Genomic DNA, 15,353 nt, shown 5'->3' with positions numbered 1-15,353 from the left:
GTATTGGGTGCCTGTCTTGTCTGCGGTTCGCGAGTCCGCCAAAGGCTTCAGAGCAGGGAGCCCCCCGGCGCCCTCCGCGACACCCACCGCCCGCCGGCGGGTCAGCGGCGGTCTGATCGTCACCGCACATTGCCGTACCGGCTCCGGAAGGGGAACGACAAGAGATGCCCGCCCCGCAGAAGACCGCCCCGGCGAAGACGCCGGCCCCGGCCCCCGACTCCCACGGGCGGGTGGCCGAGCTGCACGCCATCAAGGAGCTGGCCCGGCGCGGGCCCGGCGAGCGGGCCACCGCGGCCCAGCACGCCAAGGGCAAGCTGACCGCACGGGAGCGGATCGACCTGCTCCTGGACCCCGGCTCGTTCAACGAGGTCGAGCAGCTGCGACGGCACCGCTCGGTCGGCTTCGGCATGGAGGACCGCAGGCCGCACACGGACGGCGTGATCACCGGCTGGGGCACGGTCGAGGGCCGCACCGTCTTCGTCTACGCGCACGACTTCCGGATCTTCGGCGGGGCGCTCGGCGAGGCTCACGCCGGCAAGATCCACAAGATCATGGACATGGCCATCGCGGCCGGGGCGCCCCTGGTGTCCCTGAACGACGGCGCGGGCGCCCGTATCCAGGAGGGCGTCTCGGCGCTGGCCGGGTACGGCGGGATCTTCCAGCGCAACGTACGGGCCTCGGGCGTCATCCCGCAGATCTCGGTGATGCTCGGCCCGTGCGCGGGCGGCGCCGCCTACTCCCCCGCCCTGACCGACTTCGTGTTCATGGTCCGGGGCACCTCCCAGATGTTCATCACGGGCCCGGACGTGGTCAGGGCGGTCACCGGCGAAGAGGTCAGCCAGGACGGCCTCGGCGGCGCCGACGTGCACGCGGAGCTGTCCGGCGTGGCCCACTTCGTCCACGACGACGAACCGAGCTGCCTGGCCGAAGTCCGCTACCTGATCTCGCTGCTCCCCTCCAGCAACGCCGAACTGCCGCCCGCCGCTCCGCAGTCGGACCCGGCAGACCGGCGCGGCGAGGCCCTGCTGACGCTCGTGCCGGCCGAGGGCAAGCTCCCGTACGACATGCGTCACGTGATCGGGGAACTCGTCGACCACGGGGACTTCCTGGAGGTCCACGAGCGCTGGGCGCCCAACATCCTGTGCGGGCTGGCCCGGCTCGGCGGGCAGGTCGTGGGCATCGTCGCCAACCAGCCCGTCGTCCTGGCCGGTGTCCTGGACATCCGCGCGAGCGAGAAGGCGGCCCGCTTCGTCCGGATGTGCGACGCCTTCAGCATTCCGCTGCTGTCCCTGGTCGACGTGCCCGGCTTCCTGCCCGGCGTGGACCAGGAGCACGGCGGGGTCATCCGGCACGGCGCCAAACTGCTGTACGCCTACTGCGAGGCCACGGTCCCCCGGGTGCAGGTGATCCTGCGCAAGGCCTACGGCGGCGCGTACATCGTCATGGACTCCCGCTCCATCGGCTGCGACCTCTCCTACGCCTGGCCCACCAACGAGATCGCCGTGATGGGCGCCGAGGGCGCCGCCAATGTCATCTTCCGGCGGCAGATCGCCGAGGCCGACGATCCGCAGGCCACCCGGGCCGCGATGGTCAAGGACTACAGGGCCGAGCTGATGCACCCCTACTACGCGGCCGAACGCGGCCTCGTCGATGACGTGATCGACCCCGCCGGGACCCGTGCGACGCTCATCCGTGCCTTTTGGATGCTGCGGACCAAGAACTCCGAGCAGCCGTCCCGCAAGCACGCCAACACCCCCCTGTGACCGGCCACTTCCACCGTCCCGGAGCGTTCTCATGACCATCACCTTCACCACCGAGCCGGCCGAGCGGCTCGCCGACGCGGAGCGCGCCCGGGTGCTTGAGGCACCCGCGTTCGGCGACGTGTTCAGCGACCACATGATCAGCATCGACTGGGGCGTGGAGCGCGGCTGGTACGACGCCCGGATCACGCCGTACGCACCGCTCGTCCTCGATCCCTCCGCCCAGGTGTTCCACTACGGCCAGGAGGTCTTCGAGGGTCTCAAGGCCTACCGGCGTCCCGACGGATCGGTGGTCACCTTCCGCCCGTACGCCAACGCCGCCCGCCTCAACCGCTCCTGCGCGCGCATGGCCATGCCCCCGCTGCCCGAGGCGACCTTCGTCGAGGCCCTGGAACTCCTGGTCACCACCGACCGGGACTGGGTGCCCGAGCAGCCGGGCCACAGTCTCTACCTGCGCCCCTTCATGATCGCCACGCAGCGCACGATCGGCTTCTACGGCCCGTCCAACGCCTACCGCTTCATGGTGATCGCCTCCCCGGCCGCCGCGTACTTCAAGGCCGGGGCCAGGCCGCTGACGGTCTGGCTCTGCGAGGACTACACCCGCGCCGCCCCCGGCGGCACCGGCGAGGCCAAGTGCGGCGGCAACTACGCCGGAACCCTGGTCGCCCAGGCGCAGGCCCGGGAGATGGGCTGCGACCAGGTGGTCTGGCTGGACTCCGCCGGGCACCGCCAGGTCGAGGAGATGGGGACCAGCAACATGTTCTTCGTCTACGGCGACCGGCTGGTCACCCCGGAGCTGTCCGGCTCGCTGCTGTCCGGCGTCACCCGGGACTCCGTCCTCGCGCTGGCCGGCGAACTGGGCTACACGGCCGAGGAGGGGCGGATCAGCGTGGCGGACTGGCGGGCCGACGCCGAGTCGGGCCGGCTCACCGAGGTGTTCTCCTGCGGCACCTCCTCCATGATCACCCCGGTCGGCGAGGTCAGGAGCAAGGACGGCGGCTGGACGATCGGCGGCGGCGAGGCCGGCCCGGTCACCGGCCGGCTGCGTGCGGAGCTGTCCGGGATCCAGTCCGGCGAGCGGCCCGACCCGTTCGGCTGGGTCCACAAGATCGCCTGATCCGCGGTCCGACTCCCCTCCCGACACATCAGAGATGATCCGAAGCAAAGGTGCGCTGAACCGATGAGCCGTTCCGTCCTGGTCACCGGAGGAAACCGGGGCATCGGCCTCGCCGTTGCCCTCGCGTTCGCCGAAGCGGGCGACAAGGTCGCGCTGACCTGCCGCTCCGGCGAGCCGCCAGAGGCCGCGCTGCGGCTCGGCTGCCTCGCCGTACGGTGCGACGTCACCGACTCCGCGCAGGTCGAGAAGGCCTACCGGGAGGTCGAGGAGGCACACGGCCCGGTCGAGGTGCTCGTGGCCAACGCGGGCATCACGCGGGACCGGTTGGTCATGCGGATGACCGAGGAGGACTTCGCCGCGGTCCTGGACACCAACGTGATGGGGGCGTTCCGGATCGTCAGGCACGCCGCCGCCGACATGGTGGCGGCCCGCCGGGGCCGGATCGTCCTGATCTCCTCCGTGGTGGGCCTGCTCGGTGCGGCGGGGCAGGCCAACTACGCGGCCTCCAAGGCCGCTCTGGTCGGCTTCGCCCGCTCGGTCGCCCGCGAACTGGGCTCGCGCGGGATCACCTGCAATCTGGTGGCGCCCGGTTTCGTGGAGACGGACATGACCAGCGCGCTGAGCGAGAAACAGCGCGCCGCGTTCCTCGGCAGGGTGCCGCTGGCGCGCAGCGCGGAGCCGCAGGAGATCGCCGCCACCGTGCGCTTCCTCGCCTCCGCGGAAGCCGGGTACATCACCGGGGCCGTCATCCCGGTGGACGGCGGCCTGGGCATGGGGCACTGACTCGGCATGGGGCACTGAGCCCGCCGTACGGCCCCGGGGGCGGGGTCCGGATCAGGGATGCTCGGAGACCAGTACCGCGGTGGTGCCGCTCTCCAGCGCCTGGAACACGTGCGGGACGTCGGCCGGGTAGCTGATGTAGTCGCCCGGCAGGAGTTCCACCGGTTCCTGCGCGGTCCCGACCAGCGCCCGGCCCGTGCCGATCACCACGTGTTCCACCACGCCCGGCGTGTGCGGTGCGGACGAACGCTGCGGGCCGGGTTCGGCGGCGATGCGGTAGACGTCCCGGCGGGCGCCGGGCGGGGACGCGGCCAGCAGGGTGGCCCGGTAGTGGGCCTCGGCCGAGACCACGGCCGGGCCCTGGCCCGCCCGGATCACCTGGACCGGGGGCCGGGAGGTGGCGCCCAGCAGCCGGGAGAAGGGGATCTCCAGGACGACGCACAGCGCCCAGAGGGTCTCCAGGCTGGGGTTGCCCGCGCCCGATTCGAGCTGGGAGAGCGTGGACTTGGCGAGCCCGGCGCGGCGGGACACCTCGGTGAGGGAGAGCCCGGCCCGGAGGCGCTCCGCGCGCAGGGAGGCGGCGATCACGTCGAGGGGCGGCTTGAGCAGGAGGTCGGCTTCGGACACGAGACGTTCGCTCCAATGGTCAATTGTTCGCCTTGACGAACACCCTTTGTGCCGTTCATTATAAACACCATGCGTTCGTTATGGAGAACCCTCGACCGTACCCAATGGCGGGACATCTCGCTCGTCTGCCTCGCGGTGGGCGTCATCGGTGTGTCGTACGGCGCCATCGCGGTCACCTCGGGCTTCGCCTGGTGGTTCCCGGTCCTCATGGGCGCACTCGTCCTCGCCGCGTCCTCCGAGTTCCTGTTCGTCGGGATCATCGCCGCCGGCGGCAGCCCCGTCGCCGCCCTGCTGGCCGGACTCCTGGTCAACGCCCGGCACGTGCCGTTCGGCCTGGCCGTTCCCGACGTCCTCGGCCGCGGCTGGAAGGGGCTGCTCGGCACGCACCTGATGAACGACGAGACGGTCGTCTTCGCCATCGCCCAGGACGGACTGCCGCGCAAACGGGCCGCGTACTGGGCCTGCGGGCTCGGCATCCTGATCTGCTGGCCGGCCGGGGCCGCGCTGGGCGCCCTGCTGGGCAGCGTCGTCCCCGACACCGACGCCCTGGGCCTGGACGCCATGTTCCCCGCGGTGATCCTGGCGCTGATCCTGCCCGCCCTGAAGCAGCGCGAGTTGCGGCGGACCTCCCTGGCCGGCGTGGTCCTGGCGCTGGCGTCCACCGCCTTCCTGCCGGCCGGACTGCCGGTCCTGGTCGCCCTGGCCGCCCTGCCGCTCTTCACCGTCACCGCGGCGCCGAAGGAAGCCGACCAAGGAGCCGACCGATGAAGAACACCGTCCCGGCGCTCCTCGCGATGCTGGCCCTCGCGGGGGGCACCTTCCTGCTCCGGCTCGCCGGCCCGGCCCTGCGGGCCCGGATCACCTTCCCCCAGCGGGCGGAGAAACTGCTGGAGGCCTCCGCCGTCGTCCTGCTCGCGGCCCTTACGGCCACGGCCGCGCTCACCGACGGACACGGGTTCGCGGGCCTGGCCCGCCCGATCGGCGTGGCGGTGGGCGGCGTACTCGCCTGGCGCAGGGTCCCGTTCCTCCTCGTCGTGCTCGCCGCCGCCGGCACGGCCGCCCTGCTCCGGCTCGCCGGGATGCGCTGACCGGAAAACGACGGCCGGAAAATGACGGAAGGCGGCCGCACAGCCGGAATGTTTCGTACCGCACACACAACGCGACAAACGGCTTTTCGCAGACCTTTGCGGCGCGCCCGGGCCCCGCATCTCACATAGTGAAGTATGGATTGCCCGCCAATATCGGCCGCTAGTACGCTGCCCGCCGGGATTCACCCCGCGCGATGGCTCCGATAAACGTATCCCGAATTTCGCCTTCCCCAATCTTCCGGTGGGTCGGCTGATATTCGGCCGACAGAGCGGCCAAAAGAAGCTGCCGGTTTCCGGGGGTAAACTGAGAGACTTTTCTCCGTATTCCGCCAAGCCGCGACCGGCCGACCGCCGTCGTCTCGCTCCACCCCCGTACTTGAAGCAGGAGTACCCGAGCACGATGCGCATCACCGACACCCTCAGCTCCCCCGGCCGGAAGACCCACATACCCACGGAGCGCCCGGTCCTGCACCGCGACCACACCTGGGACACGGTGGTGCGCCGGGTCCCGCTGCTCTCCGAGCGCGAACTGGACGTGTTCCACCTGCTGGCGAAGGGGGCGTCGAACCGGACCATCTCGACGCAGCTCGCCATCACCGAGCGCACCGCCAAGGCCCATGTCGCGCAGATCCTGGCGAAGCTCGACGTGGAGTCCCGGTTACAGGCGGGGATCGCCGCCTTCGCCTACGAGACCCTCAGCAGGGGCGGCGGAGCCTGAGCCGGTCTGACCCGAGGTCAGACCGCGGCGTACTTCGCCACCGCCGCGGCCACCTGATCGTGGCCGACGGGGAATCCGGGGAAGCGGACCCGGCGGGCGAGGGGGATCGCGCGGATCATGGGGCCGCTGTGCGGATCGGACACGACCGCCGCGAAAGCCTCCGGCCCGGTTCGAGGGAAACCCGCGCGAAGGCGCGCAGTTCCCGTTCGGGACGGTGGACAGATGCCTCGGGATCGGTGACGTACAACTGGACGGTCTCGGCTCCGGCCCGGTCTCCGATGCTGGTCACGGGTGAGGGGTGGGGCGGCGACGACCCGCGGGGCGTCGCCGTCGGCCCGCACGGTGGTCACGGTGCCGAGCAGCAGGTCCGCGATGGCGAGCCGCCCGCCTGCCCGAGCAGCCACGCCTCGAGCACGGCGGGGACGCGGTCCTGCCAGGGGCGACGGTGACGACAGAGCCGTTGGACAGCACGACGACGGTGCGGGGATTGGCGTCGGCGACGGCGTGCAGCGGGTCGATCTGGTGGGCGGGCAGATCCATGTGGGCGCGGTCGTACCCCTTTGATTCGTACGACGGAGGCAGCCCGAGGAACAGGACGGCGACATCGGCGTCCGCCGCCGCGCGGACGGCTTCCGCGAGAGAGCCGGGTGGGCGGGGACGTGGGTGGGCATGACCGCAGGCGGCACCGGGGCAGGCTGCGCCGCCCAACGGTTGCCGGGTGTGGGGCGGGCCGGCCGGTCAGACGTCCGGGCCGGGTCCGTAGGGGAAGAGCTGGTCGGCGGTGTCGTGCGGTACGTCCGGGCGGAGCGGGCGACCGCGGTCATCGAAGCGGGGCATCTCGAACGGCAGTCGTCCCTCGGCGCGGGCACGGCCGAAGACGACGTCCAGCAGCGCCGCGTCGCCGGCCCCGTAGTCGCGATGAGGGCGGCGGCGTGTTCGGCGATCTCAGGGACGACGGCGGGGCGTTCGAGGTTGAGGAACACGATGGTCGGCACGGTGTCGAGCAGCCGCAGGACCGCTTGAGCTCCTCCTCGGTGAAGTCCGGCCGACCGGATTGGAACAGTGACTCGAAGCGGTTGTCCCGCTGCTCGTACGGCGCGTGCAGCCGTAGTACGGCGAGGTCCGCTTCAGCCGGGTCGAAGACCACGTCCCCGTAGTGCGCCGCAACGGCCGCGTCGAAGCCCTCGGCATACAGCCGCGGACGTTCCGGGGCGACCGGGAAGTGGCTCATCAGGCCTTGCCCTCCACGGTCATCCGGGCGAAGAGGTCGGCGACGCGCTCGTCGACAGGGCGGGAGGGGTCCTGGTACGGATGACCCTCGTTGCGCAGAGCGCGGGGCATGGCTTTTCCTGAGAAGGGGGTGCGGGACAGGTCGCGGGGCGTCGGCGGTGTCAGCGGACGCTGCATCGGGGCGACGGCGGGGGCGCCCAGGATCGTGATCACGGCGCCGGTGACGAAGAGTGCGGTGTAGCCGCCGAAAGCGGCGACGACCAGCGAGGCCATGAACGGAGCGATGATCCGGGGACCGGCGTTGGCGAGGTTCAGGATCGCGATCTGAAGGCAGAGAGAGCCAGCGTGGTCGAGCCGGTACCACCGAGCTGAACACGCCTCCGCGGTCATGTGTTCCGCCGCCGACCTCAGGTCAGGCCAGGTCCAGGCATGCACGGCCTTCGCGACAGCGGGCGAGCGTGCCGCTTCCGCCGTTCCGCGTAACCGTGGTTGCGGCGTCGAGAGCGTCCAGGACGTTCTTCAGGCCCACAGGCAACGGGCGAGTGCCATCCGATCGAGCGAATCAACGTCTTCCCGCCAAGCCGTCGTGCGTGCCGTGACGGACTTATCACCGAGGGCCCGCCAAAGGCTCTTGGCGTGCCCGGACTTCGCACGCCGTACGTCGGCATCTCCGGTGCAGACCCGAGATCTCCAGTCCACTGCCGCTGACGGGGCGGCGCGGACTGGACGGTCCCCGTGGCCCGGTCACAGGTGGCGTTGCACGTCACCTCGGACAGGCTGCAATCACGGGGGCTCGCGCGGGTGGCGGCTTCGGTACCGCCACCCGCAGCGCCCCCACGGCCCATCCCGTGGTCGCGAGTCTTCCGCCGCGTCCAGGCCAGCCTTCTCACGCATCGGACGCGAAGTGGTGAGGGCAACCGGCCCCCCTCGTCATCCAGTTGCGCATCGATTGCAATAACGGTCCGCTTCCTCATATGGCCTAGCGGACCTCGCCGTGTCGGCATCGGGAACCTGGGGGCTCCCCGCCCGCAATCAGGGCCTCCACCTGTGCATTCCCAGTCAGGCGACTCCATGTGACGCGGTCTCAGGGAGAGCAGTGTGCACCGCTGGGCCGCTCAGTATGCTTTCCTGCCGCTTGCGCAGCGATGCGTGGTGGTGTGTTTCTGGCCGGCAGTCCCCGTTGCCTTTCCTGCCGTCTGGAACAGTGCGAGTTCGCTCGCCGCGGTGCCGACCGTCAATACCACCCCCCCTCACGCTTCCATCCGACCTGTCCGCAAGATGTCGGGTGGAGCTTGCAGCTGGAAGGAACCCTGTGAAGGCAACGACCGCCAGGCCCCGTTCGCGACGTGTCCTGGACCATTCCCTGCTCGTGCTCGGCACCGGCACTCTGGCGACCGCGGTGAGCGTCCTGAGTCTGGCCCCCGGCGTCAGCGAGGCGTCCAGCCACCGTGAGGCGCCGCTCATCGCCGGCGACCCGAGGGCGGACAACACGGACGTCTACGCGTTCACCAGCCGCGACAAGTCCGACAGTGTCACTTTCGTCGCGAACTGGATCCCGTTCGAAGAGCCCAACGGCGGTCCGAACTTCTACGCCTTCGCGGACGACGCCCGCTACAACATCAAGATCGACAACGACGGTGACGGGAACGCGGACGTCACCTACACCTGGCGTTTCCGCAACCAGATCCGTGACGCGGCCAACCAGTTCCTCTACAACACCGGCCAGGTCACATCGCTGACCGACCCGGACCTGAACTTCCGCCAGGTCTACGACCTGGTCCTCACCAAGAACGGCAGGAGCAAGGTCCTCAAGTCCGGCGTGCCGGTGGCGCCGTCGCGTGTGGGTCCGGCCTCCATGCCGAACTACCGCGCGCTGCGGAACCAGGCTGTCCGCCCTCTCGCAGGCGGAGGCAAGACGTTCGCGGGGCAGGCCGACGACCCGTTCTTCGCGGATCTGCGGGTCTTCGACCTGCTCTACGGCGGCAACCTGTCCGAGCGCGGACAGGACACCCTGGCGGGGTACAACGTCAACTCCGTCGCCCTGCAGATCCCGAAGAAGGAACTTGCCCTCAAGGGCAACAGCTCCCGCAACCCGGTCATCGGCGTCTGGTCCACGACCGACCGCGAGGGAGTACAGATCTCCGACTCGCGTGATCGGCACGACGAGTGGCGCCAGGTATCCCGTCTGGGCAACCCGCTGGTCAACGAGGTCGTCGTCCCGCTGAAGTACAAGGACGCGTTCAACACCCTCAACCCTGACCAGGACCGCACCGTCAAGCCGGTGGTGGACAAGGTCTACGACCCGATCCTGCCCAAACTGATCCAGAAGGTCTACGGCATCCCGGCGCCCGCCACCCCCCGCAACGACCTCGCCGAGATCTACCTGACCGGCATCTGCAAGGCATGCGGCCCCATCAAGGCCGACCTCAACGCCCACCGGCTGAACAAGGACGCGAGCCCGAGGCGGATCGTGCCCGCCGAGGAACTGCGCCTGAACATGGCCGTGCCTGCCACCGCCAACCCCAAGCGGTACGGCGTCCTCGCAGGTGACCTGGCCGGGTTCCCCAACGGCCGCCGCCTCACCGATGACGTCATCGACATCTCCCTCCAGGCCGTCGAGGGCGCGGCCCAGACCGGCAAGCTCGTCCCCGCGCTCGCCGACGGCGACAAGGTCAACGCCAACGAAGTGCCCTTCGGCGCCTCGTTCCCCTACCTGGCGCTGCCCCACACCAAGTCCGTGAACAGCCGGCCTGGTGGAAACCAGGCACGGCAGTCGTCGCTGAAGACCCCCGGCGCGGCCGGGATCGGCGTCCTGGGCTCCCTGATGATGGGCGTCGGCGGCTGGCGACTGCGCCGCCGGAACAAAGCCAGCTGACGTCTCCGGTCAACGAGGCATGTCGCCGGTGCCCGGCCTGCCACCGCGGGCCGGGCACCGGCTCGTCAGCAGGGGAGTCCGCATGCACAACCACACCTCCACACCCGGCTCGTCGCGGTCCGGCAGCCGGGTGCGCAGTGCCGTCGTCGCTCTGACACTCGGCACGGCCCTTTTCACCATCGGCGCCATCGGTCTGGCTCCGGACGCGAACACCACAGCAGAACCCGCCTCACGCCCAGCACCGGCCAGAGGCACGCTGGCGGCGCTGCAGGCCCGCGTGCACCAGGTGCCGAAGGACGCCGGCGCATGGGCGGCCCTGGGCATGGCCTATGTCCAGCAGGCCCGCGTCACCGCCGATCCGGCGACATACGAACGCGCCGGGAAGGCTCTGCGGACGTCGCTGGCCGTGCAGCACGACGACAACACCGACGCGCAGATCGGCCTGGGAGCTCTCGCAGCAGCACGCCACGACTTCCCCGTCGCACTCCGCTGGGCCCGGCAAGCGACCACAGGGGACCCGTACAACTCCGTCGCCTGCGGGGTTCTCGCCGACGCCTACACCCAGCTCGGCCAGTACCCCGCCTCCTACCGGGCGGTGCAGCGCATGAACGACCTGCGCCCGGACGCCCCCGCCCTGGCCCGTGCCTCGTACACCTTCGAGCTGCGCGGCAGGACCCGCCAGGCAATCGCTCTCATGCGGCGTTCACTGGACGCCGCGTCGACCACCGGTGAACGGTCCTTCGCCCACACGGTCCTGTCCACGCTCGCCCTGCAGACCGGCGATACCCGCCGGGCACTGCACGAAGCCGAGACAGGACTACGGAACGCACCGGGCGACTCCGCCCTCCTCGAAGCCCGTGCGCGAGCCCAGGCAGCCCTGGGGAGAACGCGGCAGGCCATCGCCGACTATCAGGCCGCAATCGCCATCGCCCCCCTCCCCCACTACCTCCTCGGCCTGGGCGAACTCGAGCAGTCACTGGGCCACACAGAACAGGCCGAGGACCAGTTCACCGTCCTGCGCGGACAGGAGGCCATCCGCCGGGCCGGCCACATCCCCGCCGACACGGACGCGATCCTCTTCGAGGCCGACCACGGCAGCCCCTCACGCGCGGTGTCAATGGCCCAGGAAGCCCTGAAGACTCGGCAGTTCGTCGCCGTACACGACGCGTGTGCCTGGGCACTGCACCAGGCAGGCCGCGACGGTGAGGCGCTCGGGCAAGCCGATCAGGCTCTCGCCCTCGGCACGCGCAGCGCGCTCTTCCTGTATCACCGTGCGGCCATCCAGCACACCCTCGGCGACGACGCCGCAGCGCGCGCAGACCTCGAAGCGGCGTTGCGCACCGAGCGGCACTTCCATCCCCTGCACGCGGCCACGGCACGTGCCCTGCTCCAGCGGATCGACGAAACCCCATGAGCCACACTCTGCAGCGCGCCGCGCTCACAGCAACCTCCATCGCCCTGGCCACCACCGGTGGTCTCGCCCCGGCAAACGCGGCTCCCGCACACCCTCTGGGCAACTTCACCGTCAACTACCACACCGGGTTGAGCCTTCATCCCGATCGTCTCGACACCAAGGTGGTCGTCGATCGTGCGGAGATTGCGACTCTCCAGGAGCGAGCCGACGTCGATGACGATCACGACGGAGTCGTATCCCCCGATGAGGCGCGCACGTATGCCAGGGCCGGCTGCACAACTCTCGGCCGCCGACTTCACACCACCGTACGGGGAACCCCCGTCGCCTGGGGAGCGGTCTCGTCAGGGCTGACGTACGAGCGCGGTGAGGCGGGCCTCAAGACCAGCCGCCTCACCTGCGCCTACACGGCGGCTGCCGACCTGACCCGCCCCGCGGACATCGATATCCGCACGAGCTACAACACCGAGCGCATCGGCTGGCGCGAAATGACCGTTCAGGGCCATGACGTCCGGGCCACCGGCACCGGCCTCGCCGCTGTCTCCGTCACCGACGAACTGCGCCACTATCCCCGCGACCCGGCGGCCGACCCGCTCAACCAGCGCACCGCCCACCTGCACACCATGCCCGGCGCCAGCACCGTGGCAGGCCCCAGCAGCAGTGCCCTGCCGGGACCCGGCTGGTTCAGCCGGGTCCTCGGGAAGACCTCGTCCGTCTTCAACTCGCTGCTCGGCTCCCGTGAACTCACCGTCCCCATCGGGCTGCTGACTCTTCTGCTGGCCCTGGTCCTCGGAGCCTCGCACGCTGTGCTCCCGGGACACGGCAAGACGATCATGGCGTCCTACCTCGCCGGCCGCCGCGGCACACGACGCGACGCGGTCACCGTCGGCGCCACCGTCACCCTGACCCACACCGCAGGTGTGCTCATTCTGGGACTCGCGCTCCCCACCGCCACCCACCTGGCCGGCGAGGCGGTCCTGACCTGGCTCGGCGCGGCAAGCGGCCTGATCGTCACCGGCATCGGTCTGTGGCTCCTCACCTGCGCCCTACGCAACAAACCCCATCACGGACATCACCACCATCACGGCGACGGCACTGGCCACCACCATCACCGCCACACCCATCACCGTGATCACCAATCCCACGACCACCAGCACGGCCGCACAGCCCACACCCGCCGCCGCGACGAACAGCGCTCCGGGCGCCGCGAGCTACAGCCCACGGGTGCCGGCGTGGCCACGCTTGTAAAACCGGAGGACGCCACGGCTACCGGTCCGGCCCACCACCACCCCGTCCGGCCGCGCCCCACCGGACGGGGTGGTCTCGTCGGAATGGGCATTGCCGGCGGCCTCGTCCCCAGCCCGTCCGCCCTCGTCGTCCTCCTCGGCGCGGTCGCCCTGGGCCGGACCGCCTTCGGCGTGCTTCTGGTCTTCGCCTACGGCCTGGGCATGGCAGCGACCCTCACCCTTGTCGGCCTCCTCCTCGTGCGCCTGCAAGAACGCATCGAAGCCCGGCTGCAGTCCCCGTCCGGCAGCCGCTACCGTGCCGTCCGCATGCTCACTCGTCTCGCCCCCTCGGCGACAGCGCTCCTGGTCGTGACCGTCGGCCTCGGCCTCATCCTGCGAGCAGCCTCCATGTCTGCCTGAACCACTCGACGAACGTCGGAACGGCGTGCATCAGAGCAGTGAAGGATTCCTGCGACGCGACCAAGCCGCCGGGCCGCCGGCCACGGATGACCGGTGAAGGGCCGATCCCTTCGGCGAGAATTGCAGGCACGGTGAGGAGCATGGATGAGAGGGCACGCGTGGGCACCTGCCTCCCCCGCCCTTGCCGCAGCGAGCATGCCGGCCAGAGCGCTGGTGACCCTCCGCGCGCCGGACTCGGCTCGTGCCGCCGTGCTGTTCCTGCACGGCGGCAGAGCTGACAGCCGTGCCCTGTCACGTCCATGGCACCTTGCAGCAGTTCGGATGAAGCCCTTTGTACGAGCAGTCGGTGCTTTGATACCCGACAACCGTGTCTTCCTGGGCAGGGTGCGCTACCGCCTGCGAGGCTGGAACGGCGCCGACGCCGACCCGTTGCTGGACACGCAAGCAGCACTGTCCCAACTCGTTCGCCTCGCCGGAGACGTCCCGGTCGTCCTCGTCGGCCACTCGATGGGCGGTCGCGCGGCCCTGCGCGCCGCAGCCCTGCCGCAGGTGCGCGCCGTCGTGGCGCTGGCCCCGTGGTGCCCCGACGGCGAGCCGGCGACTCACCTGCGGGACAAGGATCTCGTCGTACTCCACGGAGACCGCGACCGCGTCACCGACCCTCGCGCATCGATCTCTTTCGCCCGCCGGGCCGGCGCGGCAGGAGCTCGCACCCACGTCCTGCTCGTGCAGGGCGGTGACCACGCCATGCTCCGTCGCAGCAGGAGCTGGCACCGCGCCACGAGCACGATCGTTTCCAGCCTGCTGCTTCCAGGGTCAAGCAGGCCTACCCCCGAATCGCTCGGGACCGCCTTTCTGGAGGTCGGATCAGGTGTGCTGTGATCGACCCTCTCCCACTCACTCCTTCCTGGTGGCGGGGGTCTTGAGGTGGGCGAAGACCACGGTGTTCTCGTTGTACCGCTTCTTGTCATGGTCGTAGCTGCCGCCGCAGGTGATCAGACGGAGCTGGGCGTCGGGGGTGTCGGCGTAGACGAGGTCGTTGGGGAACTTGTCCTGGGGGAAGTTGTCGACGGTGTCGACGACGAACGACGCGATGGCTCCGTCTTTGCGGAGGATGTTGACGCCGCTGCCCGGGAGCAGTGTGCTGAGGGAGGCGAAGACTGCGGGCATGGTCTTGGTGTCGAGGTGGCCGGCGACGACGGCAGTGCCGAGCTCTCCCGGGGAGGGGCCGGCGGCGAACCAGCCGACCAGGTTCGTAGCCTCGGCCGGCGGGGGGTTCAGCTGTCCCGAGGAGCCGATGGCCAGATCGGTGAAGGGTGCATCCACACCGATGCTGGGGATGAGCAGCCGCGTGGGCGCCGACCGGGGCAACGACGGCCTCGCCGCCCCGACCCGGGTACCGGCCTTGGGTGCGGGTGTCGCGTGTTGGCTCACCACATGCGCTGGGGCGGGCAGAGGAGGCGTGTCTGTCGGGCTGGTCCCGCCGTGCGTGACCAGAGCCAGAGCCAACAGCGTGAGCACGATCGGGAGGAGGTGGCGCGGCATACGGGCCCGCCACGAGGGCCCCGGGACAGGTGTCAAAGACTTCATGGCGTAGCGCACCTCGGTCTGCGAATTCTGAGCACACACAAGTTCGGCCTCCGGGCAGCGGGCGGCTGCGGTTTCTCCGAGAAGACAGCCGCAGCCGCACACTGTGACACGTCAGCCGATGGGGTCAGCTGTTGCCACGCATGCTGCGGCGCCGCAGCATGTAGGCGCCGGCCCCGAGGCCGCCCACGAGCGCCAGGCCCCCGGCCGTAGTCGAGCCGGAAGAGGCCAGAGCGCCGCCGCCGGTGTGCATGCCGCCCTTGGGCTTGTCGTGCTCGTCGTTGTTGTACTTGTCCTTGTCGTGCTCGTCGCTGTCGTACTTGTCCTCGTGGTCCTTCTTCTCCCAGTCGTCACCACCGACAGCAGCCAGCAGGCCCCCGCCGGTGTGCATGCCGCCCTTGGGCTTGTCGTGCTCGTCCTTGTTGTACTTGTCCTTGTCGTGCTCGTCGCTGTCGTACTTGTCCTCGTGGTCCTTCTTCTCCCAGTCGTCACCACCGACAGCAGCCAGCAGGCC

Annotated in this window: 16 protein-coding genes and 1 pseudogene; 11 read left to right on the top strand and 6 right to left on the bottom strand. The window is 70.2% G+C overall.

Going from position 1 to position 15,353, the window contains the following annotated elements; translation table 11 throughout:
- The first annotated feature begins 164 nt into the window (after positions 1–164).
- The 3 genes from AC069T_RS04005 (at position 165) to fabG (ending at position 3,660) form a co-directional block, all read left to right on the top strand.
- Entirely contained in the window at positions 165–1,763 is a 1,599-nt protein-coding gene (locus AC069T_RS04005) for an acyl-CoA carboxylase subunit beta (protein WP_478781204.1), read from the top strand.
- A 31-nt stretch (positions 1,764–1,794) separates the two neighbouring features.
- Positions 1,795–2,877, top strand: a complete 1,083-nt coding sequence (locus AC069T_RS04000) for a branched-chain amino acid aminotransferase (protein WP_478781203.1) — start codon at positions 1,795–1,797, stop codon at positions 2,875–2,877.
- A gap of 63 nt (positions 2,878–2,940) precedes the next feature.
- The gene (fabG, locus tag AC069T_RS03995) at positions 2,941–3,660 is read left to right on the top strand and encodes a 3-oxoacyl-ACP reductase FabG (protein WP_478781202.1); all 720 of its coding nucleotides are present in this window, start codon (positions 2,941–2,943) and stop codon (positions 3,658–3,660) included.
- Positions 3,661–3,711: 51 nt separating this feature from the next.
- Here the strand turns inward: fabG and AC069T_RS03990 are convergent, their stop codons facing one another.
- Positions 3,712–4,284 (bottom strand): helix-turn-helix domain-containing protein, encoded by a 573-nt coding sequence (locus AC069T_RS03990; RefSeq protein ID WP_478781201.1) that lies wholly within the window; start codon positions 4,282–4,284, stop codon positions 3,712–3,714.
- Between the two features lie 69 nt (positions 4,285–4,353).
- Between AC069T_RS03990 and AC069T_RS03985 the strand changes: the two genes are divergently transcribed.
- From AC069T_RS03985 to AC069T_RS03975, 3 genes are all read left to right on the top strand, one after another.
- Positions 4,354–5,052, top strand: a complete 699-nt coding sequence (locus AC069T_RS03985; protein WP_478781200.1) for an AzlC family ABC transporter permease — start codon at positions 4,354–4,356, stop codon at positions 5,050–5,052.
- A complete protein-coding gene (locus AC069T_RS03980; protein WP_358850557.1) occupies positions 5,049–5,372 on the top strand; it encodes an AzlD domain-containing protein in 324 nt (107 codons plus the stop codon). Before AC069T_RS03985 ends, AC069T_RS03980 begins: the two co-directional genes overlap by 4 nt.
- A 400-nt stretch (positions 5,373–5,772) precedes the next feature.
- Positions 5,773–6,090, top strand: coding sequence for a LuxR C-terminal-related transcriptional regulator (locus AC069T_RS03975; protein WP_478781199.1), 318 nt, complete (start codon positions 5,773–5,775; stop codon positions 6,088–6,090).
- A gap of 115 nt (positions 6,091–6,205) precedes the next feature.
- Here AC069T_RS03975 and AC069T_RS03970 read toward each other — a convergent pair whose 3' ends face one another.
- Together AC069T_RS03970 and AC069T_RS03965 are read right to left on the bottom strand one after the other, a co-directional pair.
- Complete coding sequence (locus tag AC069T_RS03970) at positions 6,206–6,379, bottom strand: fibronectin type III-like domain-contianing protein (RefSeq protein WP_478781198.1); 174 nt, start codon at positions 6,377–6,379, stop codon at positions 6,206–6,208.
- Positions 6,376–6,798 carry a glycoside hydrolase family 3 C-terminal domain-containing protein gene (locus tag AC069T_RS03965; protein WP_478781197.1) on the bottom strand — a complete coding sequence of 141 codons (423 nt, stop codon included), beginning with the start codon at positions 6,796–6,798 and terminating at the stop codon, positions 6,376–6,378. The genes AC069T_RS03970 and AC069T_RS03965 overlap by 4 nt, the downstream gene beginning before the upstream one ends.
- Between AC069T_RS03965 and AC069T_RS03960 the strand changes: the two genes are divergently transcribed.
- A complete protein-coding gene (locus AC069T_RS03960) occupies positions 6,760–7,113 on the top strand; it encodes a hypothetical protein (protein ID WP_478781401.1) in 354 nt (117 codons plus the stop codon). The two genes, AC069T_RS03965 and AC069T_RS03960, sit on opposite strands and share 39 nt — an antisense overlap.
- Before the next feature lie 207 nt (positions 7,114–7,320).
- Here the strand turns inward: AC069T_RS03960 and AC069T_RS03955 are convergent, their stop codons facing one another.
- Positions 7,321–7,710: a hypothetical protein gene (locus AC069T_RS03955; RefSeq protein WP_478781196.1), complete on the bottom strand. Its 390-nt coding sequence runs from the start codon at positions 7,708–7,710 to the stop codon at positions 7,321–7,323.
- 922 nt (positions 7,711–8,632) lie between these two features.
- On the opposite strand from AC069T_RS03955, the gene AC069T_RS03950 reads away from it, so the two are divergent.
- From AC069T_RS03950 to AC069T_RS03935, 4 genes are all read left to right on the top strand, one after another.
- Complete coding sequence (locus tag AC069T_RS03950) at positions 8,633–10,195, top strand: DUF4331 domain-containing protein (RefSeq protein ID WP_478781195.1); 1,563 nt, start codon at positions 8,633–8,635, stop codon at positions 10,193–10,195.
- Positions 10,196–10,277: 82 nt separating this feature from the next.
- Positions 10,278–11,609 carry a tetratricopeptide repeat protein gene (locus AC069T_RS03945; protein ID WP_478781194.1) on the top strand — a complete coding sequence of 444 codons (1,332 nt, stop codon included), beginning with the start codon at positions 10,278–10,280 and terminating at the stop codon, positions 11,607–11,609.
- Complete coding sequence (locus AC069T_RS03940; RefSeq protein ID WP_478781193.1) at positions 11,606–13,252, top strand: nickel/cobalt transporter; 1,647 nt, start codon at positions 11,606–11,608, stop codon at positions 13,250–13,252. The genes AC069T_RS03945 and AC069T_RS03940 overlap by 4 nt, the downstream gene beginning before the upstream one ends.
- A gap of 195 nt (positions 13,253–13,447) precedes the next feature.
- Complete coding sequence (locus AC069T_RS03935) at positions 13,448–14,134, top strand: alpha/beta fold hydrolase (RefSeq protein ID WP_478781389.1); 687 nt, start codon at positions 13,448–13,450, stop codon at positions 14,132–14,134.
- Positions 14,135–14,149: 15 nt separating this feature from the next.
- Here AC069T_RS03935 and AC069T_RS03930 read toward each other — a convergent pair whose 3' ends face one another.
- Positions 14,150–14,797: a class F sortase gene (locus AC069T_RS03930; RefSeq protein ID WP_478781192.1), complete on the bottom strand. Its 648-nt coding sequence runs from the start codon at positions 14,795–14,797 to the stop codon at positions 14,150–14,152.
- A 169-nt stretch (positions 14,798–14,966) separates the two neighbouring features.
- A pseudogene (locus AC069T_RS03925) lies at positions 14,967–15,353 on the bottom strand (hypothetical protein); the annotation flags it as partial.

This window comes from Streptomyces sp. NPDC043867, from assembly GCF_056435845.1.
The sequence above is the reverse complement of the archived record's forward strand: the minus strand, read 5'-3'. Positions and strand labels throughout refer to the sequence as shown.